Origin of the sequence: Bartonella kosoyi (genome assembly GCF_003606325.2) — a bacterium.
Lineage (GTDB): Bacteria > Pseudomonadota > Alphaproteobacteria > Rhizobiales > Rhizobiaceae > Bartonella > Bartonella kosoyi.
In genome coordinates this window covers 1,904,265-1,925,380 of the sequence record NZ_CP031843.2, presented here as the reverse complement: position 1 = coordinate 1,925,380, position 21,116 = coordinate 1,904,265, and the positions used below count along the sequence as shown (strand labels likewise).

The 21,116-nt window shown below is 37.1% G+C and carries 18 protein-coding genes and 1 pseudogene; 6 read left to right on the top strand and 13 right to left on the bottom strand.

The genetic code is table 11. The annotated features are described in order from the left end of the window. Positions 1–406: 406 nt before the first annotated feature. The 10 genes from D1093_RS08405 to D1093_RS08365 all read right to left on the bottom strand — a co-directional run bounded on the left by D1093_RS08405 (position 407) and on the right by D1093_RS08365 (position 10,208). Positions 407–1,024, bottom strand: coding sequence for an abortive infection family protein (locus D1093_RS08405; protein ID WP_244613987.1), 618 nt, complete (start codon positions 1,022–1,024; stop codon positions 407–409). Then, positions 1,021–1,269 carry a hypothetical protein gene (locus D1093_RS10335; RefSeq protein ID WP_244613986.1) on the bottom strand — a complete coding sequence of 83 codons (249 nt, stop codon included), beginning with the start codon at positions 1,267–1,269 and terminating at the stop codon, positions 1,021–1,023. The genes D1093_RS08405 and D1093_RS10335 overlap by 4 nt, the downstream gene beginning before the upstream one ends. Positions 1,270–1,502: 233 nt before the next feature. Further along, entirely contained in the window at positions 1,503–2,672 is a 1,170-nt protein-coding gene (locus D1093_RS08400; RefSeq protein ID WP_120101962.1) for an MFS transporter, read from the bottom strand. Positions 2,673–3,019: 347 nt separating this feature from the next. Then, positions 3,020–3,451, bottom strand: a complete 432-nt coding sequence (locus D1093_RS08395; protein WP_120101960.1) for a hypothetical protein — start codon at positions 3,449–3,451, stop codon at positions 3,020–3,022. 343 nt (positions 3,452–3,794) lie between these two features. Next, positions 3,795–4,175: a hypothetical protein gene (locus tag D1093_RS08390; RefSeq protein ID WP_150222305.1), complete on the bottom strand. Its 381-nt coding sequence runs from the start codon at positions 4,173–4,175 to the stop codon at positions 3,795–3,797. 806 nt (positions 4,176–4,981) lie between these two features. Further along, complete coding sequence (locus tag D1093_RS08385) at positions 4,982–5,977, bottom strand: MFS transporter (RefSeq protein WP_244613985.1); 996 nt, start codon at positions 5,975–5,977, stop codon at positions 4,982–4,984. 835 nt (positions 5,978–6,812) lie between these two features. Then, a complete protein-coding gene (locus D1093_RS10600) occupies positions 6,813–6,989 on the bottom strand; it encodes a DUF2087 domain-containing protein (protein WP_150222303.1) in 177 nt (58 codons plus the stop codon). Positions 6,990–7,537: 548 nt separating this feature from the next. Then, on the bottom strand, positions 7,538–7,927 hold the full coding sequence (locus D1093_RS08375; RefSeq protein ID WP_120101949.1) for a VOC family protein: 390 nt from the start codon (positions 7,925–7,927) through the stop codon (positions 7,538–7,540). A gap of 342 nt (positions 7,928–8,269) precedes the next feature. Continuing rightward, positions 8,270–9,523 carry a DUF2087 domain-containing protein gene (locus D1093_RS08370; protein WP_120101947.1) on the bottom strand — a complete coding sequence of 418 codons (1,254 nt, stop codon included), beginning with the start codon at positions 9,521–9,523 and terminating at the stop codon, positions 8,270–8,272. 13 nt (positions 9,524–9,536) lie between these two features. Continuing rightward, positions 9,537–10,208 (bottom strand): hypothetical protein, encoded by a 672-nt coding sequence (locus D1093_RS08365; RefSeq protein WP_120101945.1) that lies wholly within the window; start codon positions 10,206–10,208, stop codon positions 9,537–9,539. On the opposite strand from D1093_RS08365, the gene D1093_RS10495 reads away from it, so the two are divergent. Continuing rightward, the gene (locus tag D1093_RS10495) at positions 10,207–10,329 is read left to right on the top strand and encodes a hypothetical protein (protein WP_280178760.1); all 123 of its coding nucleotides are present in this window, start codon (positions 10,207–10,209) and stop codon (positions 10,327–10,329) included. The genes D1093_RS08365 and D1093_RS10495 overlap by 2 nt on opposite strands. 69 nt (positions 10,330–10,398) lie before the next feature. On the opposite strand, the gene D1093_RS08360 is transcribed toward D1093_RS10495, so the two are convergent. From D1093_RS08360 to D1093_RS08350, 3 genes are all read right to left on the bottom strand, one after another. Then, the gene (locus D1093_RS08360) at positions 10,399–11,592 is read right to left on the bottom strand and encodes an MFS transporter (RefSeq protein WP_120102397.1); all 1,194 of its coding nucleotides are present in this window, start codon (positions 11,590–11,592) and stop codon (positions 10,399–10,401) included. A gap of 211 nt (positions 11,593–11,803) precedes the next feature. After that, positions 11,804–12,892 (bottom strand): DUF3792 domain-containing protein, encoded by a 1,089-nt coding sequence (locus D1093_RS08355; protein ID WP_120101943.1) that lies wholly within the window; start codon positions 12,890–12,892, stop codon positions 11,804–11,806. Positions 12,893–13,913: 1,021 nt separating this feature from the next. Next, the gene (locus tag D1093_RS08350) at positions 13,914–14,639 is read right to left on the bottom strand and encodes a phage tail assembly protein (RefSeq protein WP_120101941.1); all 726 of its coding nucleotides are present in this window, start codon (positions 14,637–14,639) and stop codon (positions 13,914–13,916) included. Between the two features lie 636 nt (positions 14,640–15,275). Here D1093_RS08350 and D1093_RS08340 point away from each other — a divergent pair. From D1093_RS08340 to D1093_RS09930, 5 genes and pseudogenes are all read left to right on the top strand, one after another. Continuing rightward, the gene (locus D1093_RS08340; protein WP_120101939.1) at positions 15,276–16,472 is read left to right on the top strand and encodes a multidrug effflux MFS transporter; all 1,197 of its coding nucleotides are present in this window, start codon (positions 15,276–15,278) and stop codon (positions 16,470–16,472) included. 263 nt (positions 16,473–16,735) lie between these two features. Then, positions 16,736–17,467 carry an alpha/beta hydrolase family protein gene (locus D1093_RS08335; protein ID WP_120102395.1) on the top strand — a complete coding sequence of 244 codons (732 nt, stop codon included), beginning with the start codon at positions 16,736–16,738 and terminating at the stop codon, positions 17,465–17,467. 123 nt (positions 17,468–17,590) lie between these two features. Beyond that, on the top strand, positions 17,591–17,716 hold the full coding sequence (locus D1093_RS10490; protein WP_280178759.1) for a hypothetical protein: 126 nt from the start codon (positions 17,591–17,593) through the stop codon (positions 17,714–17,716). Positions 17,717–18,768: 1,052 nt separating this feature from the next. Continuing rightward, positions 18,769–19,530, top strand: a pseudogene (locus D1093_RS08330) (N-acetylmuramoyl-L-alanine amidase). A gap of 1,160 nt (positions 19,531–20,690) precedes the next feature. Then, complete coding sequence (locus tag D1093_RS09930; protein ID WP_167309090.1) at positions 20,691–20,834, top strand: hypothetical protein; 144 nt, start codon at positions 20,691–20,693, stop codon at positions 20,832–20,834. Positions 20,835–21,116 lie beyond the last annotated feature (282 nt).

The following is a 21,116-nucleotide window of genomic DNA, read 5'->3' as shown; positions in this document are numbered from 1 at the left end:
GATGTTCTTTACGCTATTGGTTCTGCCTCATAAATAACAGGCTTTGAGAATGAATCCCTGTTTGTGAGGACTGTGATATCGGGGTGAATGTGATTGGGAGTGCTGATGGCTTTCCCCAATGCTTGTCTCCCCTGTTGTGTCCCTTGTGTAAGCCCTTTTTTTCCTAAATAAAGCTCTTGTTTAAGCAGATTTTGGTGAGTTTATCGAGGAGTCTGTTTGCTGTCAATTCTCTTGGCAGGAGAGCAAAACAGAGCCTACATATTTGTGTAGGCTCTGCTCCAAAGGTTAATGGTTTGTGGTTCTTATAAGATCCGGTCCGGTTTTACGGAGTCTGTTTGCGTTCTGGTGTGAAATTCATGAGGGGAAAATGTTAAGATCAATCTGTTTCGTTTATCAAGAGTATTTTTTATGATGTTTTTTGGCGCAACTCTAAGATATACATTGCAAGGGTAGAGGCAGCATTAACTACTAAGCGGGCATGACGAGGTTTGAGATTGATTTTTCGAAAGTTTGTCTCCGAGCGACCATGGGCTGCACCTTTTTTATTTCTTAGATTCATGGTACCTTCCACAACTTGGTAGAGACCAGATGAAATCATTTTTAAGTCATTTACATCAAAATCATTTAAGTTTTTTTTCTCCATATCTTTTGGACAAAGCTCAGCATGTTCTATGACTTGTTGCCATAAAGCGGGTAGCGTACAAGCGGTTTCTTTATAGGAGAGAGCGTGGTGGTCGAGATAAACTTTACAGGATGCCTCTAATAGATTAGCTGCGTAGAGAGCTGAAGCCATTGGATCGGTTTCTATGTTCTCCAATGCTCTCTTTATTTCAGTTTCTATTGCTAATAGTCCGTTCTTTGCAACTTCTTTTTGCAATTCTTCTATAGAGAGAAAGCCAGCTTTGGTAATATATCCTTCATGGTGGTATTGTAATCCAATTTTCTCTAAAGTTTTTAGAACTTTACATTTATCTTCCTTTAGTTGGGGGTTTTTGTGAGGATAATTATGATGCTCTTTGTTCATAAAATCTGCAAATTGCTAAGAATTTCAAGCGGTTCATCGCATTCCATGTTGATGGCTTGGAGTCGTTTCTTGGTTTTAAAGGCTTTGCTATCTCTTTCTGTTTCATTGGGAGCAGATAATTTAAAAAATAAGTGGTCTAGCTCCTTATGATTATAATGGTCTGAAAATATTTGAGGGAGTAGTCCAATGATTGCTGGAGGGATTTTGCTTTTTTGAGATATTTTTTGCGGGGATGATAATTGCATTTTTTTTTATCTGTATAATATCAAAAATAATCTGTGGATTAGTTTTTAGAATATGATTTTGCTGCTTTCCCTTTGGCAAAAGATCAAATTCATCATATTGTATCTGATATAAGAATTTTGCGTGAGAAATACTATATCATGTTTAAAAAAATATTTTCTTTTTTACTGTTATAGTGGTAAGGCGGAATGCTTTTGTTGCATGATGAAATAAATAGACGTGAGATAGCATGAATTTACTTTTTTGCTTTTTTCATAAAAAGCAGGAGAGAGAGAAAAGCAGCACTGATGGATGCAATGCTTAAGAGTTGCCAAACCGATAAACCAAAAACGGCTTTGTTGTATAAGAGAGAGCCGAAGTAACTGCCTGCCATTCCTCCAAAAGCACTCGACAAACTCATGATGCCAAATGCGCTAGCAATGAGGCGTTTATCTATGTTTGTTGCATCATAATCGAGGCGTATGCGCATAATGATTTCAGAAAAGGTAAAAAGGATGATTGCTAAAAAGAGACTAAAGTAAGAAGGATTAAGAGCGTGGAGAATAAAGAATGAGAGTGCAAAAAAAATAAAGGATAAGACTATAGGCATTTTGGAATTTTCCCGACAAGACCATCTTGAGACAGGTATTTGGAAAAAGATAACAATAAGAGCATTAAGGAGAAAAATATATGAGGGGGTGCTTTTTCCAAAAGTTTCGTCACCAAACAGGGGGATCGTGACTTCGAGTTGTATATAAAGAAAGAGAAATAAAAACGTAAAAAGTACTACACAAAGCATCGTCTTGTTGGTAAGCAGATTGCGAAAGTCAGAAAAATTTATTTTACTGCCTGTGTTGGTACCCCGACTTTCTTTTAATGTGCAGTTGAGAAGCAATAATAAAATAAAGATGCAGCCAACAAGGCTAAATAAGAGTTGAGGATGAACTTTTAAAATAAGCATTCCAAGTAATGGGCCAATGGCAGTCCCTGTGTTGGCAAAAATGGATCTGATGGCGAGAATATCAACTTTGTCAGCTTGAGAGACGTTTTTTACTAAAAAAGATTTTGCTGCGGGAAAATACATACTGCTTCCTAGTCCAATAAAGATGCAGGAGAGAAGCAGGATATAAAAATTATGCGTAAAACCAATGGTAAGATAGCCTGGTATCCGCATCGCTAGACCCAAAAGCATAGTTTTTTTGATATGGACATAATCGGAGAGTATTCCTCCGAAAAGGGAGCCTGCTCTTTGGCACCAAAAAGCTGTTCCCATGATGCTCCCTACTTCTATTGCACTGAGGGAATGCAATTTGCTTAAGTAGATCGCCAAAAAAGGAACAACCATAAAGACTCCAACATTGCTCAAAAGGGTGGTGATGAGAACAAGGTGTACGCTTGCCTTGAAGTTGATAATTTTACGTAACATTTAATTTTTCCACCACAATATTTATTTTATTTGCTTTAGAGGGTGTTTTTAATAACGCTGTTTTTGCAACTATACCAGTGGTAAATAAAACCCTGATATAGAGGTTGCTCCCATGAAGCTGAGAATTTTGTTCCTGTAAGATGTGAGGTGTGAGGGGAGGCGTGCACTGTATATTTCTAAGGGTATATGCTTAAATGTTCCTGTTGTTTTGGCAGTGAGAAATTTTGACCTCTGTATTTTTTGAGTGTCTATTCTTTGCTAAAGCGTACAGATGGCTTTTCCCTTTTTGGAGATGCACATTCTAAAAATCCTTGGGAGATATTTTAAAAGGGAGATATTTTAAAAGCTTAGCAAAGTGCTTTACCAATTTGTCCTCTTGGCTCGCTTTGGATTTCTTTTAACAACTGCAAACCATACGTTTTTGATCCAATTCCATATGGCTCTTTAAGAAGAACAGGGTAGGAGAGGTCATGTTCTGCTTGGAAAGCGTCACGTTTAATAACAGTTACTTGTCCTTTTGTGAGATCTTTTTCAGAAAGGATTTTTCTTAGCTGTGTTTTGTCTCTACAGATATTATTTGCATAAGCATTTGGGGTTTTACATTTAAAAGAGCAGAGACTTTGTTGACACTGGGTGCTCAAGTATCTGTAAGGTTGATAATTCCAGCAAAGTTTTTTAAATTTTGGCAATAGATTTATAATTTCCGCATGATTAAATGTATCGCATTCAATAGCAGTAAGATATTTGCTTTTTATATACCTCAGTTCATGAAAATACATCTCTTTATTTTGGGTAAGGAGATGTCATTGAGTATCGAAATCTTCTTCTTTGATAAACCTAGCCAAATGTTAATGCTTCAACAAGGATAAAATCCATTCTTTATTTTATCTTAATGAGAATTATTTTGTAAAAAAAAGTTTCAAATACTGTTTATTTTTTTATTCCTATTCGAAATGCGACCATGGCAATGCACGTTGTACGCGTGCTAAGAAGAAAAAACTATGAAGGAAAGAACAATGAACTATAAGGATTTATCTGTGAAGCTATAATCTTAACTTATTTAATTTCCACTCAATCATCATTAGGGACTATAGGGTATTCAGATGTTTGGACAAAGAGATTTTATTTAGGGGATTTTATTTTTGCAGAGCTTGAAGATTGAATAAATTGAGCTTTACTCATAAAGCAAACATGGAAAAATTGAGATTTATTGATTATATCTTTTATCAGATAAGAGGATGAGAGTGATGATAAAAGGGCGTTTCTTTCAAAATTATAACGTGAATCAATAAACAATAAAACGCCAACACCATTTTCGCATTGATTGACTATAATGAGCTGAATATCCATAGCCGAAATATCGCTGCCTAGAAGATTCAAGGTCTTTGTGAAATCGTGTACAGAAATTGAAGTTCCCAATGATATTATAAAAAGATGGTGTTCTTCCTTTGAGGTGTAAGTTATGCCCACGGTAACCACAGTTACATGATTGATGATAGACAATATGAACAACGTCACCTGTAGCGTGTTCAAGTAATGGTGCATCTTCAGGATAAAAAACGGATATGATTAATTCATTATTTTCAGGATTTGATTTTACTTGAATGTGTCGTACAAGATGATAAACGTCACCACCAAGCTTAGAATACTGGAATCCTATTGGACCAGTTTCTTGAGTGGTAAAGCTTTAGAGGTTTTACCCTTAAGTCAGGGATTATATCTTTTATTTTCAAAAGAGATTCAGCTTGAAAGGCTTCTCCAAGATAGAATAGGTTTTTTAGAGATTTTAATTTTTGCCTCCGAGGGGCTATAATAAGTTTATCTGCAAAACTTGGCAAGCATATTATGGTATCGTGAGACAATTCTTCTATAGCTGAACTTAAAGTTTCAAGATCAACCATAGAGGCAAATGGATAATATGGTACTTTAAGAAGGCGAAAAATTTCATGGGCAAATAAAAATCCACCCCATAATCCTCCGGCTGTGAGGCAATTGGCTTGAGGGCTTACAGAGAAATCCTGAAAAACAGTTTCGCGTTTTTTGCAGCAGAGTGTGTTACAAACGCATAATTAAGCCATTTATGGCGAAGTGTTGTGGGCACTCTTGTTGTGCCACCGGTTGCAAAAATGATATACGACATTGTAGCGCCTTATTTTTTCGTTTGCATGAGACAGAGACAAGAAACAAAGGAAGATGTAACAATAATTACGCAAAAGATGAAAGCGATATGCTGGTTAAAATAGCTGATGATCCATCCACTTGTCCATGAGCCTATCGCTTGGCCAATATTTGAAACAACAAGGATATAACTAAAAAAAAACACTAGCTGAGAGGGATGCAGTTGTTTTCCCTGCTTGATAGTATATCTCTGGAATCATGACAGATTCATAGACACTGTAAGCAATTAACGCAGTCACAGCGGTAAAGACGCCACCCATGAGGAAAAATGAGGAGAAACTTCCCATAAGTGCTAATAGGTAAAAAGTTGATTGTTCGGAAAGGCGAAGATGTTTATTGATTATTCCTTGCCAGATACAAATACTGATGCCAACAATTGAAAAGAAAATTCCACTATAAGGAGCCAGATTGCTGTCAAATTTACTGAGAAGTGTTGTGGTGGTGATAAAAACTCCCATGATAAACGTGCAAAGAAAAGCTGTGACCAGTAAATAAACAATAGCATGATGACGCATGATTTCTTTTAAAGAAGAAAGAAAAGAGGTATTTGTTTTTTTATTCTTTGTAGGGGAAAATTTTTTATGGGGGTAGTGATAAACAATTTGAATGGATAGAATGCAAAGATAAAAACTAATGATGGCAAAAAAAGCCATCAAAAAAACTGATACATTGTATTTTATCGCACTCGTTGCAACGAGAGGGGCGATAACGACAGCAGCGTTTTGAAAAAAAGAATAGAGCGTTAATGCACGTTTAAGCGTACTTCCATTGAGATGTTCTGATAAAATTTCTCTCAAAAATGGCTTTGAAATTGCTTTCGAAAAAGCCGTTAAGGTAAAAAAGGACAGCCATGCAGTAGATGTGAGCGATAGGATAACACATAGAAAAGCTATACTCCTTAAAATAAAGGCGGTAGCCATTAAAAGTTTACGCGAAAGTTTCTCTAATAAACCCGTTGTGGTTACCATGAGAATGCTTTCAAGGATTACTGATCCAGCGAGATAAAACGCAACATTTGCAGCAGTGATGAGAGAAGAGTTTCCAAGGAGAGGGAGTACAAAGAAAAAGGAAAATTCAGAAAGAAAAACGGCGCTATAGATGAAAAAAGTTATTTTATTTTTGCCCATGGAATTTCCATAGAAGTGTTGTTAAATGATCAAATACATTTTGTTGTATCTTTTGAGGGAGCTTTATGAGCCCTGTTTTTGCTGTACACATTTCGTTGAAATCGTATCCTTCCTGATTTATTCGCCAGTCCACTGCAAGAATATTGTTTTTGGTTTTTTATACGATGTTTTTAGAAAGAGTGATCATTTTAGGATAGATTTTTCCTTGCCATAGGTGCTTATAAAAGTTTCTTTTGTTAGAATCATCTTTTTGCTGCCGTGTGCAGCATTTCCCAGTGTTGTTGTTTTCTTGAGGTTTGTAGAATTTCATAAAAACAGCTTTTCTGATAGGAATAAAATATGACAGAAGAGGAATCGAGAAAAATGGTGTTTAATTTTTTAACGCAAGCTCATCAAATAATTATATATTTCGCGTACATTCGCGCGGTTGCATATTGCACACCAAATCTCTCTACGGAAGACTTTATGGCACCCCTTAACGCTGGAGGATGTTGTAATCCCAGATAGGAAGATGAGATACAATCAAAAATTTCCCCTGATTGAACAAAAATATTGCATGCTGATGTTCGCGCACCAATCGGGAAAAACATTGAGACCTTGATCTCATATCTGCTTCTGATGATTTTGATTGTTCCTAATTTTCTTTGATCATCACTTGACATCCCGCGTTTTTGTTTCTCCCCATTGCATTTCTTACAGCAGAGGGTGCTCTCATCTCCATAGATTGTCAACATATAAATGAGATGAATGATTTTATAACCTTTTAATGAAATTATATTTTTGCGTGTAAGGCTATGCGTTTTCTTGAAGTTTAGAAGAAGAACGATTGCGTTAATTAACCATCGTTCAATTTTTTTTGAGAGCATGCGCTGATATTTTCCCCATGGCGTTGTAAAAATCCTCTCTCAACGAGGGGACGTCGTAATCTGGCAAAATCGACCGTAAAGAGTTTGCATATCTTGGAAATTTCCGTTTCACTATAGATTTTTTTCTTTTGAAAGTCCGGTCGCATAGTTTTTTCTCTCGTACGCGTGAAGTTTTTCACAAACACAGTGGTCTGATTTCCAGCTTTCCTTCATCCCAGCTTTCCTTAATCAAAGGGCGGTACGAGTGATGCTAGGCGCGTACTTCATTTGGCTTCATTCATTTAGAGTTGAAAATTGGAGAAGATTGCATTGAGAACCAAGCATTGCAACATCGAGAAGGCGCAGGGTAGGATTACGAGCGCGGGGATTGTAACGTGTACTGAAAGTCGTGAACGGGGGCAGTGGGAATGTTTAATATAGCTAGATGGTTCAACTACGACATCATCGTGCCGGCTTCTCGTCTTGGCTCCTATAGCGCAAGCTTTTTCAGGTCATGATTCACGGATCATGTAATAACGCTGACGGATTCCCAAGCCCGTTAGACCGCCTGTGGCAACAGGTAGGTTGTGGGGCTGAAAGGAATGGAACAGTAGCAAACGGGTAAAAAGTAAGCCTCTAGCGTCCATGGCTTATAGGTTTTTGGCAACAGACAATTATTATCATTCAGTCGATTAAAAATCAAATTTAAGGCTTTTTAATCCAGTGGACAAACACGAATAATATGACCATCGGGATCTTTGATGAGGAAGGTACGTCCAAATACGTCAGTATATGGTTCTTTCAAGACATTTATCTCAACGGTGGTTTGCTCTTGCCATTCCGCATATAGCTTATCTACGTCCTCTCCATGAGGCAACATAATGCCGATTTCTGAAAAACGAGGCACATTTTCTTCAGGCGTATTGCCTCCAGACCAGAGAGCAAAGAGTGCATCACCTGCAGCAGCAAATGCAACATAGCGTGGTGAGGTGAATATAGGCTCTTTCTTGAAGATAAATTTGTAAAAAGCGGTAGAATACTCTACGTTTGATACGTATACCAACTGTAGGTTTGGGGTAATAGGATAGGCAAGGATATTACTCATGAATTCTCCATGATTGAGTAGCGGTTGCTTGACGTGATATACCGATATAATGTACCTTGATGTGTGCGCTATAATCGGGAAGAGCATTGAGACCTTGATCCCATATCTGCTTCTGATGATTTTGATTGTTCCTAATTCTCTTTGATCATCAATTGACACCCCGCGTTTTTGTTTCTCCCCATTGCATCTTTTATGAAGAGGGTGTACTAACTTTCATAGATTGTCAACATAATAAATATATAAATAATTTTATAAGTTTTTCATGAAATTATATTTTTGCGTGTAAGGTTATGCATTTTCTTGGACTATAGAAGAAAGACGATTGCGTTAATTAAACATCGTTCAATTCTCTTTTGAGAGCATGCGCTGATATTTTCCCCCATGGCGTTGTAAAAATCCTCTCTCAACGAGGGTGCGTCGTAATCTAGCAAAATCGACCGTAAAGAGGTTGCATATCTTGGAAACTTCCGTTTCACTATAGATTTTTTCCCTTTGAAAGGCTTCTGCAATTTTTGTCAGCATTTCTTCTGTTTCTAAATAGCGGTCGCTTAAATTTTCTCTCTCCCGCTCATTTTTACTTTCGAGCATTTTCCACGGTGTCTCTTCCGTTTGAAATCCTGCAGTTGTATTTTGAATAAGACCAAGATTCAAAAGACGATTGATCGATTTGTGAATAGTTTTGGCATCACAATCGACAGTTTTTAGGATATCAGAAAGATTTTTTGCACCAAGGATAATAGCAGCGTAAACAGTGCGCAGTGTTGGTGAAGTCATGGCAGAAATCAGTGAATTACGGGTATAGCGTTTGTGTAGAGTTTCTTGTCCCATAGGCAAAAGATCGTTGCGAAGGGGCAGTTCATTGATCTCGATGAGTTCTGCTTGGAGTGATTGTGTGCGTACAATTTGCTCAGTAGGGGTGCGTTTGCGAATAATACCCAGACCACTTTGGCGATATTTGTGGTTTTCGGGGAGGGTTAAAGCTTCATAGGAGCCATCAAGGCGGTAGAGAATTTCTTCCCACAAAGGGGTTCTGATGCGTCTAACCCGTTGAGCGCCATTAAGAGCAACGGTTGTTGTCATGGTTGGTTCATGCAAACAGAGATAACCACCAGCACTGATATGTTTCCAAAGTGTGGTAACAAATCGCACATCATCTGCGGGTGTTCCAGCATCAATCCAAGCAAAATCTATTGGTCCCCAAGATTTGAGAGTTGCATCATCGAGAGAGAAAAAATTCTCATTCATAAATGTTACAGTGTCTTTTTCAATACGCTCGTCTTGGAGCAGTTTTTGCCATGCTTCTTCGGCCGACTGACCTTCCGCTGAAAAATCATCAATGGTGATCAAGCGTGGTTGATAATTCTCAAGAACACCTGAAGGGTCAAGCAAAGCTGTACGTTCTTCCCAAGGAGAGGATTCTAAAAGTTTTTTATCCTCTTCCCATGCTTGTTTTGCTTTTTGCAGTGCTGTCGCAATCAAGCGCGTGCTATCCCCCGCACCGATTTCAAGGACTGTGCGTGGTCTTGCCATTTGAATGAGTGTGTAAATAAGCTCAATACTGTTTTCTGTTCCCATACCAGGTCTTATCAGAGGCATCTTTTGATCCTTATCATTTTACCAAGCGTAGCATTCCCGCTTTGATAAAAAATATTGTTGTTTGTTCTATGGGGTGTTGAAGATGTATTTCTGTTGTGGCTTTTTGCAAGAGAGGTTTGGTTTTTTCATTCAGCCGGATTGTGCGTCCATTAAGTTGATTAATGGCAAGGGACCCGAGAGGAGAATTGACAATACGACATGTTGGTTCTCGTAAAAGCGCTGTTGCATGATCTTTTGAAAAGGCTTGTTGATCTGTTTGAATGAGACCGTGTCGTAGCAGTGATATCAAAAGATTGTCTGCGTCAAAAAGGCAACCATTGAGTTTGATTTCTTTCAAGGATTGGACAGAACAGCCCTCATGAAGCGCTGTAAATGTTAGAAAATCAAATCCACCAAAGGCAGAGCTTTTTGTGGAAACAACGGTGATCGGTTGTATTTGACGTTTGCCAATGAGTGCCGGTTTATTTTTTATTATCTGTACATCTTTTTCCCATTGAACCTGTGCTAGGGAGTCTAATTTGCGTGGGTAAACGGCAAAAGAATTGATTGCTATGGGTGGTGTGGGTTTTTGTAAGGCAAGGGTGTGGATGTTTTCATTCAAGTCATGTTGCAGGGTTTCTGCTAATTGCCATACATAACCGCCTGTTCCATGGTAAAAATTTAAGCCTATAGGATCTTGTTGCATGATGTTATCGGTTTTTTCTTTAAAATATCAAGTTTTGGCAATGGATGCTCGCTGGGGTTATTCGTTCCGTCATATGAGAGTGGTTTATCAAAATCACGTTGGTTGGTATGAAGTTGCATGATTTGATCGGATGGTGATCGTCATGCCATTTGGGGGCATGTTTTTTTAAGAGACAAGATGGTAAAGTTTGTTAAGCATTCTCCCATTCCTTTTTTTGCAGAGCACTGTTGACGATACAGCCTAATATGCCGGTGATCATGGTAATGATGCCGATGATAAGGAGTGTGTATTGGGTGTGATGCACTTTTACAAAACCTGCACTGATAAAACCAATGCACACGGCTGTTTGTATGATGAAGATATAGGCGGGCATTTGACTGTTTCGTTGTTCTTTTGGGATGGCTTTCATCATAAAACTTGCCATGAGTGCATTTTGCACACCGTTGGCACTCCCAAGGATAAAAAATGACAGCATCATGAGCGATATAAGCGGTGTTAAGGAAAAACAGAAAATGGCCAAACCAATGGTTGCAGCAGCCAGTGATGCTCCAGCGGCATTGCCAAGGCGGTGGAAAAGGCTAGAGAAACAGAGTGGACCAACCACAAGGCCAAGACTGATCATGCTGCTGATTATTCCATAAGTTTGTGCACTGAAGGATAGCTCGGTGCGGATGCGGACAATCGACAATACATTGAGGGTGGAGGTGAGGATGATGGTAATGATGAGGGGGGCAAGAGCAGAGACAACCTTTTTTTTACGCAAGAGCCCTTTTAAATCTAGTTCCTTTTTGGTTGGCTGTGTTGTGCTTGTTGTTGGCACATGCATTTTTAAACTTTTAAAACAGCAAGTGGTGATTAAGGCGGCACAGAGAACCATGATGGATAGTGCAAAGAGCCCTTTTTGCCCGTTTGATAAACCATACAACATGCCTCCTAACAGTGGTCCAGCAATATAGCCAAGATTACGAACTGTTTGGATAATGCGGTTGATACGGTCTAATTGCTGATCATTTTTTGCGAAGTCGGGCACGGCAACAAGGATAGCAGACCAAAACAGTGAACCTGCACACCCCAGTGCGAAAGAAAGAGCAATATAAAACCAAAACTGGTTGGCGATTGCAGCAACAGCTATGAAGAGTGCTTCAAACAATAAAACAACAGTCACTGTGTGCGCTGGCTGGAAGTGATGCAAAAGACGTGGGGCAATGGGACCTGCGCAAATTCCTCCTATAAGCCCTGCAAAAAGCAGCATTGAAATGGAGGCTGTACTTTCTGCTAAGTGTAAAGCAAAAGTGATTTGAGCAGTTTCATCGGCAAAGCTGCTTAAGCCCAAAACAAGAAAAAGTCCTATTGGGGCGAAAATTATGGATTTTTTCTTTGTCACAATGCCCCCCCAAGATGCTAAAGTTACGATTTTCTCTTGTGCGTTCATGATATATCATAGGTTTTTGCTCTATCTAGTTTTTTCTGGATGATTAAGTTTGAGCAAGAAATTTTTCTCATTGCTATATTATGCCAAAAGCTTTTCAAGTAAGCGTAAAAAAAGCTGCACATTCTGTACAGCTTTTTCTCAGTTTATTTTAGAGGTAGAAGTTTTAAAACTTGAAAGTGTCCTTACGGCTTCTGTAACCATAATAACCACAAACACTGGAAATGATGGCGCCTATCAAACTCCCTAAAAAGCCCCACCATCCCATCTTGGAGGCTGTGTTTGTGACTTTTGTGGCGGTGTTTTTGGCACCTTTGATAGCTCCTTCAAGATTGTCAGAGAGGGTTTCAGCCCGTTCTTCAAGCACTTTTATCGCTTTTGCAGTTTTTTCCTCTGCACTTTGATAAAGTTGAAGAGCACGGTTGGCTGCCCTTTGTGCATCCGCACGGCTCATGCCATCTTTTGTGAGGGCATTGATGATATCGCTTCGATTAAATTTTTCTGTCAAATCTTCTACACGATCAGAAAGGCGTTCCTCTAGATTTTTCAGAGTGGTACGGTAATGTGAAGGATCCTTTTTAAAAGCTGTGATTGCTTCTCCAATATCACTGAGCGCTGCCTGATAGGATGTTTTTAAGCGCTCAGGATTGAGGGCAGGAATATCGCTTTTATGGAGAAGAGAGCGCAATTCATTGCCAAGTTGGTCAAAATTGACGCCATTATTGTTGTTTTTTGTAAAAAATTTTGCAAAGTCCTCGTTGTTTAATTTTGTAAACAAGGGGGAAATGTTTGTTTTGAAACTGTCTATGGTCTTTTCAATCATGGAGCTGTTTTCTAGGGCAGTTTGAGCCCCTATTTTTGCTGTGCTTGAAACTACATGGATGGCTTGGAGAGTCATAAGAAGTGTTATGAGAGCCCAGGTTAAGAAACCATGCAGAACCCCAGCGGTTTCGGCAAAACGTCCGGCAACAAAACCTCCCAAAGCAAGGCTTATTAGCATAACGATAAGAGAGCCCGTGCCAAAGGAGAGGAAAGAGCCTTCAAAAGGGCTTGAAGAGGTGAAATCTATTTGGCTCAATCCTAATGCTGTGACCAGAAAAGATAAACAGATTGAGGTGGCAAGAGCCGTTACCAATCCGGCAAAAATAGCGGACCATGAAATGGGTGTTTGAAAAAAAGGATATTCTGTCTCTAGGGATGTCTGCCCTAGAAAATTCGTATCGAAAGGTGTGTTTTCAGGAATGCGGGTTTCCATGTTTTATCTCCTTGAATATGCTGGAGATACAATGCCTTATTGTCAATTATGTTCCAGAATAGATGGATAGCCACTAAAAATGAATAGAAAAGATGCTTTAACGTTTGTGTTATGTGAGGAAAAACGTTGGCATATAGACAATTCAAAAGTTCTAACTTATGCTTGAGGAAAGATGTGTTCGTGTGATCATTTTATTTTTTATGAGACAGGATAACTTTTAATGACACCTCCTGTTGTGTGTGGGGGGGGGGAGAAGCTGTTCAAGCTGTTGCTTGTGTTGTAGACTGTGGAGCGTGTGCAGAGCAGCAAGAACTCAATTATCTGCCTGTTTTTTTCTATTCTTGGGGACTCTTAGGGTAGGGAAAACCGCATTAACTGAAGCAAAAGATTGTATATCATCAGAAAATTTATTTGCTTTTGAAGTTTTTGTTTAGAGCTGTGTTCATAGAGAATTTTGTTGAGTGTCCAAGGAGCAAAAAGATTAAGCGTTTTTTACATCATGAGCTGGCAGTGAAAATGATGTTATATGCTTGTTCTATAGGGCTCTGTTTGAAAACTTAAAAAGAGTTTTTGCATGACAAAAGATTGTTTTTATAACAATTTTTTGATCAATATATAATTAGCAGCATCAAAGAAGATATTGATATTTTAGGCGTATACTGATTGATCATCCTGTGCATTATAGAAATTCGTGCGCTTCTTACTTTTTCATAAAAAGTATGACTGTTCTTGTGTGAAGATTCTTTTGGTCGTTGATGGGAGCCTTTGTATTTGAGGATAAAAAGTAAAATTTCGTAGTTGTTGTTTGCTTTTTTCTAAGAAATCATAGTCGCTATAATTTTCGTCTTTATACGCTGCTTTTGTGACGAAGAGTATGTTTTGATGATCAAAAAATATTAATAAGTTTCAATTTAAAAAGCTGAGAGCAAGTGAAAAGGGAGGAAAGTCGTTTGATTCTACGCTTTCCTCCTTGTTATTTTACTTAGAAATAATGCTCGAAAAATTATTTCAATCTGAGAAATTATTTCAATTTTTTGAGTAAAAACTCCCAACACCAAGAAGGCAGATTCAAAATTTTTGAGGCAATGTCTAACAATTTTAAGATTATATCCAAAGTTTGCTTTTTTATTTTGTCTTCAGTTTTTGGATGATATGTAATATGCATATGTTTTGATGGACTATTTTGTACGAAGGTCCCGTAATTTATAATGTTCATTTGAAGCAGCGTATTAGAAGGGTTATGGGCTATTATTGGTGTATAGTCGCTAAAGATTTCCTCTTTTGTGTTTTTTATATTCTGCGTTTCAAATATATCTTTATAAACACTGTTTTTGCATTTTTCCAATATGGTGTTGTAGAAAAGACATACATTCATTATTTTTTCTATGTGTATTTGTATGCTCTTTATTGTGCGGGTAAAATTTTCAATATAGTTTGTGAATGGATTCTTCAAAGCCATTTTAATATTGTTACTGATGCTGATTATTTTGTCGAGCGCTTCTTTTACTGAGGAGTCCAAAATATCTTTTATGTTTGAAAAGTCACGCTTATCAAGCTTGTTGATCATATCATAAGACCATTCTGAAAGACAGGAAATCATTTCTATTGTTTGCTTGATCCCTTTCTTTTTGCTTATCGCTCTCAAGTCTTTAATTTTTGCACGCCGTAAACTGATCTCTGTATATGTTTGTCCTTTAACTGTAAGAGGTATCAGTAATGGAATATGTGTTATTTCTCTTCTGCACATTCACAGCTCCTATGGGTCAATTAAATAAAAATATATTAATTTCTAACTATATCATATTTATCAACAAGTTATACAGCTTTTTTGATTTTTTATCTTAAATAAAAAGTGTTATGCAATAAGCAAAGTATGTTGGTTTTTTTAGTGCTTTGCAGAAGAGTCATTATGCTCTAGGGTCTAATAGATCTCAACGCTTTACAATAATGATTTGTGTTGATAGGGTTTTCGGGCTATTTTTGTGTTATACGTTGTGTTGATACCATAGTGGTTTTGGAATAGAGGCGTCAGAGATTGTTTTTCTGCCGGGCGTTTTATCGATCAATTTTGATGGATCGTGTATAGAAAGTGGCATTATTGCTGTGGAGAGAGAGTGTGCTTTTGCTCATGAATGAAAAAAGAAGCGGAAGATTACAGCAAAGTGTATGTTAAAGAAAAGTTTATGCATGGGGTGTTTTTTTCCTGTGAAGCATGGAGAATAAAGTTTTATTGATTAAAAAATAATAAAAATTTAATTCTATCATGTAAAATAATAACACTTTTAATCATGATTATTTATCTATATAAGAAAAAATATCATTATATTTGTTATTTTTAATTAAATACTATTTAATATCTAACTTTAAAAGTGTGATTTTATTTATGAATCGTAAATATACTTTGCCATTTATTATACTTATTGTGTGTTTATCGACAGGGGGATTGATCTCTACCGATATTTTTTTGCCCGCACTGGCAGATATGCGTCAGTATTATCAAGTGACGCAATCTCAAATTCAGAGTGCGGTGGCCGTTTTTTTGTTTGCATTGGCCCTTGGACAGCTTATTTATGGACCGCTGAGTGATAATTTTGGGCGTAAAAAAACACTTCTATTAGGCTTATTCTTGTGGTTATTCACGACAATTGGGGTGATTTATACGGTTCATATTCAGGCTTTTCTTGTCTTACGTTTTTTGCAAGGGCTTGGAGCTTGTTCGGGGATTGTCTTAAGCCGCGCGATTATCAATGATTTATTGGATAAAAAAGCAGCAGGAAAACTTTATTTGATTGTTTTCCCTTTTATTGGAATGTCACCAGCACTTGCACCTTTTATTGGTGGACTTTTGATCCAAGTTTTTCATTGGCAGGCAACTTTTATCTTTTTAAGCTTTTTTATATCCTTGACTATTTTGCTGTGTTGTTTTGTGCTAACCGAAACTCTTCATCCCCAAAAGAGACAGCCTTTTTCTCCAGTAGGATTTATGAAGGGATATTGGGGCGTTCTTAAAAATAAACAATTTATTTTTTATGCACTTATTCCGTGTTTCTCTTACGCTGCCTATTTTGCTTATATTGTGGAATCGCCTTTTTTACTCACGACTTTAGGTTTATCGCCTATACATATTAGTTATAGCTATATTGGTGTCTCATTGCCCTATATTTTGGGAAATTTTTTGGCGCGATGGTTTTTTGAACGCGAGTCTATGGAAAAGACGGTGGGGAGAGGGTACATTATTTTTGTGATAGGAGGCATGCTGTTTGCTTTGCAAATGTATCTAAGCCCATGGCCTCTTGTGACAAGTTTTATGGCTATTGCTGTTCTTACTTTTGGCAATGGTTTTTTATTGCCGTTAGGGACAGCGTTGGCTATTTCATCGCATCCAAAAGCTGCGGGAGCAGCTTCTGGGGTGATGGGCTCTTTGCAATTAGGAAGTGCGGCACTCAGTGCAGCGGTTATCGGAAAAATCTCTGGTCATAGTCCACGGGCTATGGCAATTTTGTTAGCAGTGTGTTGCATGATTGGTTTTATCATTTATATTTGCAAAGCACGTCATTTTATGACTTCAGAAATGAGTTGAGTGAGATGATAGAGAGTATTATACAGAAATAGTTCTGATATTTTCAACGAATGGGGGCTCTCTTATTGAATGTTTTTTTATTTAGTGGTTTGATTGAGAGGGTTTAAAATTGCTCATAACCTTTGTTTGAATTTGAAAAATTGGCTGTTATGGGGGGATTTTGTGGGCGTAGAGTTTCAACATATCTGTATTTTTATGATATTGGAGGGGAAAGATTTTCTCCTGTCATGCATTTTTTTGAAGCAAGAGGAGAAATTGATCAATTGAGACTTCCTGTTGTTATTCTTTCTCCCGTAATGCCAATTTGGGATGGGGGTGCTTTTTGTTCTCCATTGACAAAGCTATGCACGACAAAAGGGGTCCAAGTGACGCTACTGGATACACTCTCACTTTTTCCTAAGAGTGCTCATTTTCTCAATCATTCTGCTGGAGAAACTTTATCTTTTATAAGAGAAAAATTGGAAAAATATTTTAAAGAGCCTGCAGTACTTGTGGGATTTTCTATGGCTGGCATGTTGGTACAAATATTGGCAGCACGGCTTTCTAATGTTCAAGCGGTACTTGCTGTCAATGCACCTGGCTATCCAGATAAGCTTTTGCAACGGCGCCTTGGAGATATTTTTATTCATTTAGAAAATAATGATTTGTTAGGCGCTTTGGAAACACTCAATGGTTTTATGCATCCTTCTGGCGTTGTGAAAAAAAGAATTGCTTTGGAAATTTCACAAGATCAAAAAAGTATTGCCATTGAACGAATGACAAGAGGATTTCAACTTTTATTGGCATTGGATGCTAGAGATGAGATTGTTAAGTATACGGGGAAGCTTTTAGCATTGGTGGGGGAAAAATCACAACTTGCAACGGTTGATAATCAAACAAAAAGCCAATGTGTCAATCATGAATATCAAATAATTTCTGGAGCGGGTACGCGTTTGTGGGATGATAATCCTGTTATGACGAATACAATCATTAGCGAATGGATGGAGGAATTATGAAAAAGAAAATTCTTCTGCTATCTGAGTAATGGGATAGGATCAGAAATCCGTGAGGGGGGCGTTGAAGATCTTAGAGCACATGACTATTGCTATTCATTTCACTTATGGTGATATGGGGTGGGAATGTTGGAAAAGGGAAGGGGATTATCTTCCTCAAGCAACTTGGAAAAAGTTACGGAATGCGATGCTCTTTTGCTTGGTGCTGTAACAGATCAAGGAGAAGCAGAAAAAAACTTGCTCATCATTTAAGAGAGCGCCAGTTCTCATATCTTTTTCCTGTTCTTCTCTGGTGTCAAAAGTTAGGTTTATTTTCAGATAGATCCCCGTAAGATCCATCATTGGTTTTCAACGGTCTTTTTTTTATATTATCAGCGAAAATACTGAAGGTCTCTATGCTGGTGGATTTTTGTGGTGTCACTTTTCTAGCACCCAATGTTGCAATGGATTTTACTCTTGAGATTAAGAGCATAAGATATATGCATCATACAATGTTGTTTTTGTCTATTATGAGAAGTATTTTTACTTCTTATCTTCAGTATCTTTTATTTAACCATTAATTTCTGCTTTTGATGTGCAAATGAAAGGCTTTGACTCATTTAATATAAGAAGATTTAAGATAAAAGAAATTTGACTGTATTTGGCTCTTTCCTCCAAGATGCACAAAAAAGATTAATGATCATTATAAATGAATATGTTATCTTTTATTTAAGAGCATATGAAAGAAATCCAGAGATTTTGTATTTCTTAAGTTTTCTAAATGATCCAAAAGATGTTGTGAAAAGACAAGAAGCAGCATCATGGACAGGAAAACATTGCAAATTGTATTGAAAAATATGTCCGTGAAGCGTTGGTTACGAATATATGCTGTCCATTGGTTATAAATCGCTGTAAAAATCGCATAAAGTTTTTCCTTTATGCTTTTGTGTAAATGACACAATAGTTGCGTGTTTGCTTCAAGGCGATATATTTATCCATTTGATAACGGGAACAGCTTTTTTGTAAAATGTGAAGATTTAAAAAGTGATCATTTTGCGCTTTTATTTTCTTTTCGATTGATCATTGTTTGGAAAATATTTGATACACTGTGTTTGTGGATATTGTCAAAAACATTTTATACGTGTGTTAAGGAGAAATAAAAATGGATTTTGATTGTTAATAAGAATATTGATGCTGTAGATGAATAAATTTTTGATGTCATTCTTAGTGTCTAAACGACAAATTCATTGAATATTCTTCAACGTTTTGTGTCCTATCTGTTGTGATACGCGGTGGTCTTTTAAAACCAAAAAGAAAGGGCTTTTATGTATCGGATTGATTACAACAGTTATCGTTCTGTCAAGAGTTTTAATCGTCGTGTTCGTTTTCTTGTGATGCATTATACGTCTCTTGATTTTAAAGCTTCGGTCATGGCACTTACGGGAGAAAAGGTTAGTGCACACTATCTTGTTTTTGATCCTTCAGAGCGGACATATCGTGAGGCAGGATTTAAGGATATGCGTATTTTTAATCTGGTTGATGAAAATGAGTGTGCATGGCATGCGGGTGTGAGTTCATGGGCTGGGCATAGTTATTTCAATGATGCATCTATTGGGATTGAAATTGTTAATTTAGCAACAGGTCATTTTGGTGCTCCAGAAGAGACCGTTGATTTAGTGGATTATCATAATGAGGAGTTTAGCTTTCCTCCTTATGATCCAATACAAATTGATGCCGTTAAAGAGCTTGCATTGAATATTCTTCAACGGTATCCCGATATTATGCCAACGGATGTTGTGAGGCATAGTGATATTGCCATTGGAAGAAAAAGTGATCCAGGAGCAGCTTTTCCGTAGAAAGAGCTTTATAGGGCAGGGATAGGGGTGTGGTATGATGACGAGCCCAAAAATCGCTATCAAGAACAATTTTCTAAGAGTTTTCCGTCCAAGGAGGAGGCTTTAGCAAAGCTGAAATGTTATGGGTCTGATATTTCAGCAGCATCTACTGAAATAGGATATAAAAATTTGATCCGAGCTTTTCAACTTCATTTTCGTCAAGAAAAATATGACGGGATTCTCGATGTTTAAACAGCGGCAATTCTTTATGCATTGGTTGATAAATATTTTCCGTAAATTCAATGTGTTTTAATTGAAAATAGGATTACGATTGCGTGTGAGCGCTTTTGTTTCTTAAGAGAGCCTGCTTTTTGCTGGTTGGCTTTATGTAAAAAAGAGCATTTATCGTTTTAAAAATTGTAAGGCGTTTTATGGAAATATAACTCTATAGAACACTTTATGATTTGCACAGATTAAGCCTTGTTGTTTCTTTGTCTTATATTCTACTTTCTTTAAAAACGTGTAAAGTTCAGCTGTTATGTATAATGGAGGCATGCTGCTCATGCAAGATAGAATGCCTCAAACAAAATGGACTTCTATTGCATGTTTAGCTGTTTGTTTTAGAAAGTATTTTTTTTGGTGTGTATCATACACACAGATTTTACAAACACCTTCGTAAAGAGTATCGTCTCTTGTGCATCACCATTCTTACGTTTCATAAAAGAGCAAGTCGGTACTGTTATACATGTTGCTCGCTCTCAATGTTCTGCGACAATCTCTGACATTTGGAACAATTCATAGGTATTTCTTGTACAGTTTTTATTTATCCGCCAATCTTCCTTGTGATGTACAAGAGAATGATTTTGATAGATTCACTAGAGTAGGGGGAAATGAGAATTCTTTTAATGATATTAAAGGTCTTTCATTCAATATACAAAATAATAAATTATAATTATAAATTAATGTGATGAGATGCAAGAGAAACAGGGCTGTGATTGATACTGCTAGGAATCTTTATCCTTTGAGGGGAGGGTAACTCGTTTTTTGAAGATATATCTATTTTCTCTTTTATTACTTTTTTATTACTTTAGAGGATATTGGCATCGTTATATGTTTCTTGATGTTCAAGATTTTTAATGCATTGCAGTGTTGCTAATTTACATGCTTTTTTCAAAGAAGGAGCTTGTTTCCAAGCTCATTTTGCGACAGTACTTGTGAATAAATAGTATAATACAAAATTTATTGAATACTACCGTCTTTATGTTTTAAAAAAGAGCAATTTGATACCATTACATATTTTTTCAACCTCCAATTTTGCTGTACAAACCTTTAACTCTTGAAAGCCTTCGTTATGGTCATTTTTAGTCTTTTCTGAAAGTGATTTTGATTGATTCAACAGGGAGGAATTTGAAATGAGAGAATCTGACGGTATTCAGGTTTCTCATTCAAGTTTAATAACGATGAATTATCATTATAAATCAATGTTCTGTCTTGTTTCAATGTTTTATTCTATTATGCTGTTAAACACCGCATTGAAAGTGATGATGCAGACATAAAAAAATACAACACTTAATTTAAGTATTTAAAAATAGAGAGTGGAAAATATTAAGGGTGGAACTTGTCTGTAGAGCCTTATGCAAATGAATCATAAAGAATCCAATCAAGCGCCTCCCCAAAGCAATTTAATTATTTACAAACTGATGCTGGAGGAATCTTTGTTTTTTGAGAGGAGATAAGGGTTCTTGTTCAGTGTAGTTGACTGAATATTCAGGGTGAGACTTACTTGAGAAGATCATGTCTTAAATTACAAAGGTTAGGTGTAAAAAAAACAAAGAAAG

Bases quoted from the DNA above. Each gene is read 5' to 3' on its own strand.
- D1093_RS08405 (WP_244613987.1), bottom strand. From the start codon at position 1,024: ATGAACAAAGAGCATCATAATTATCCTCACAAAAACCCCCAACTAAAG.
- D1093_RS10335 (WP_244613986.1), bottom strand. From the start codon at position 1,269: ATGCAATTATCATCCCCGCAAAAAATATCTCAAAAAAGCAAAATCCCT.
- D1093_RS08400 (WP_120101962.1), bottom strand. From the start codon at position 2,672: ATGTTACGTAAAATTATCAACTTCAAGGCAAGCGTACACCTTGTTCTC.
- D1093_RS08395 (WP_120101960.1), bottom strand. From the start codon at position 3,451: ATGTATTTTCATGAACTGAGGTATATAAAAAGCAAATATCTTACTGCT.
- D1093_RS08385 (WP_244613985.1), bottom strand. From the start codon at position 5,977: ATGGGCAAAAATAAAATAACTTTTTTCATCTATAGCGCCGTTTTTCTT.
- D1093_RS10600 (WP_150222303.1), bottom strand. From the start codon at position 6,989: ATGCGACCGGACTTTCAAAAGAAAAAAATCTATAGTGAAACGGAAATT.
- D1093_RS08375 (WP_120101949.1), bottom strand. From the start codon at position 7,927: ATGAGTAATATCCTTGCCTATCCTATTACCCCAAACCTACAGTTGGTA.
- D1093_RS08370 (WP_120101947.1), bottom strand. From the start codon at position 9,523: ATGCCTCTGATAAGACCTGGTATGGGAACAGAAAACAGTATTGAGCTT.
- D1093_RS10495 (WP_280178760.1), top strand. From the start codon at position 10,207: ATGATGTTATCGGTTTTTTCTTTAAAATATCAAGTTTTGGCAATGGAT.
- D1093_RS08365 (WP_120101945.1), bottom strand. From the start codon at position 10,208: ATGCAACAAGATCCTATAGGCTTAAATTTTTACCATGGAACAGGCGGT.
- D1093_RS08355 (WP_120101943.1), bottom strand. From the start codon at position 12,892: ATGGAAACCCGCATTCCTGAAAACACACCTTTCGATACGAATTTTCTA.
- D1093_RS08350 (WP_120101941.1), bottom strand. From the start codon at position 14,639: ATGTGCAGAAGAGAAATAACACATATTCCATTACTGATACCTCTTACA.
- D1093_RS08340 (WP_120101939.1), top strand. From the start codon at position 15,276: ATGAATCGTAAATATACTTTGCCATTTATTATACTTATTGTGTGTTTA.
- D1093_RS10490 (WP_280178759.1), top strand. From the start codon at position 17,591: ATGTTGGAAAAGGGAAGGGGATTATCTTCCTCAAGCAACTTGGAAAAA.
- D1093_RS09930 (WP_167309090.1), top strand. From the start codon at position 20,691: ATGAGAGAATCTGACGGTATTCAGGTTTCTCATTCAAGTTTAATAACG.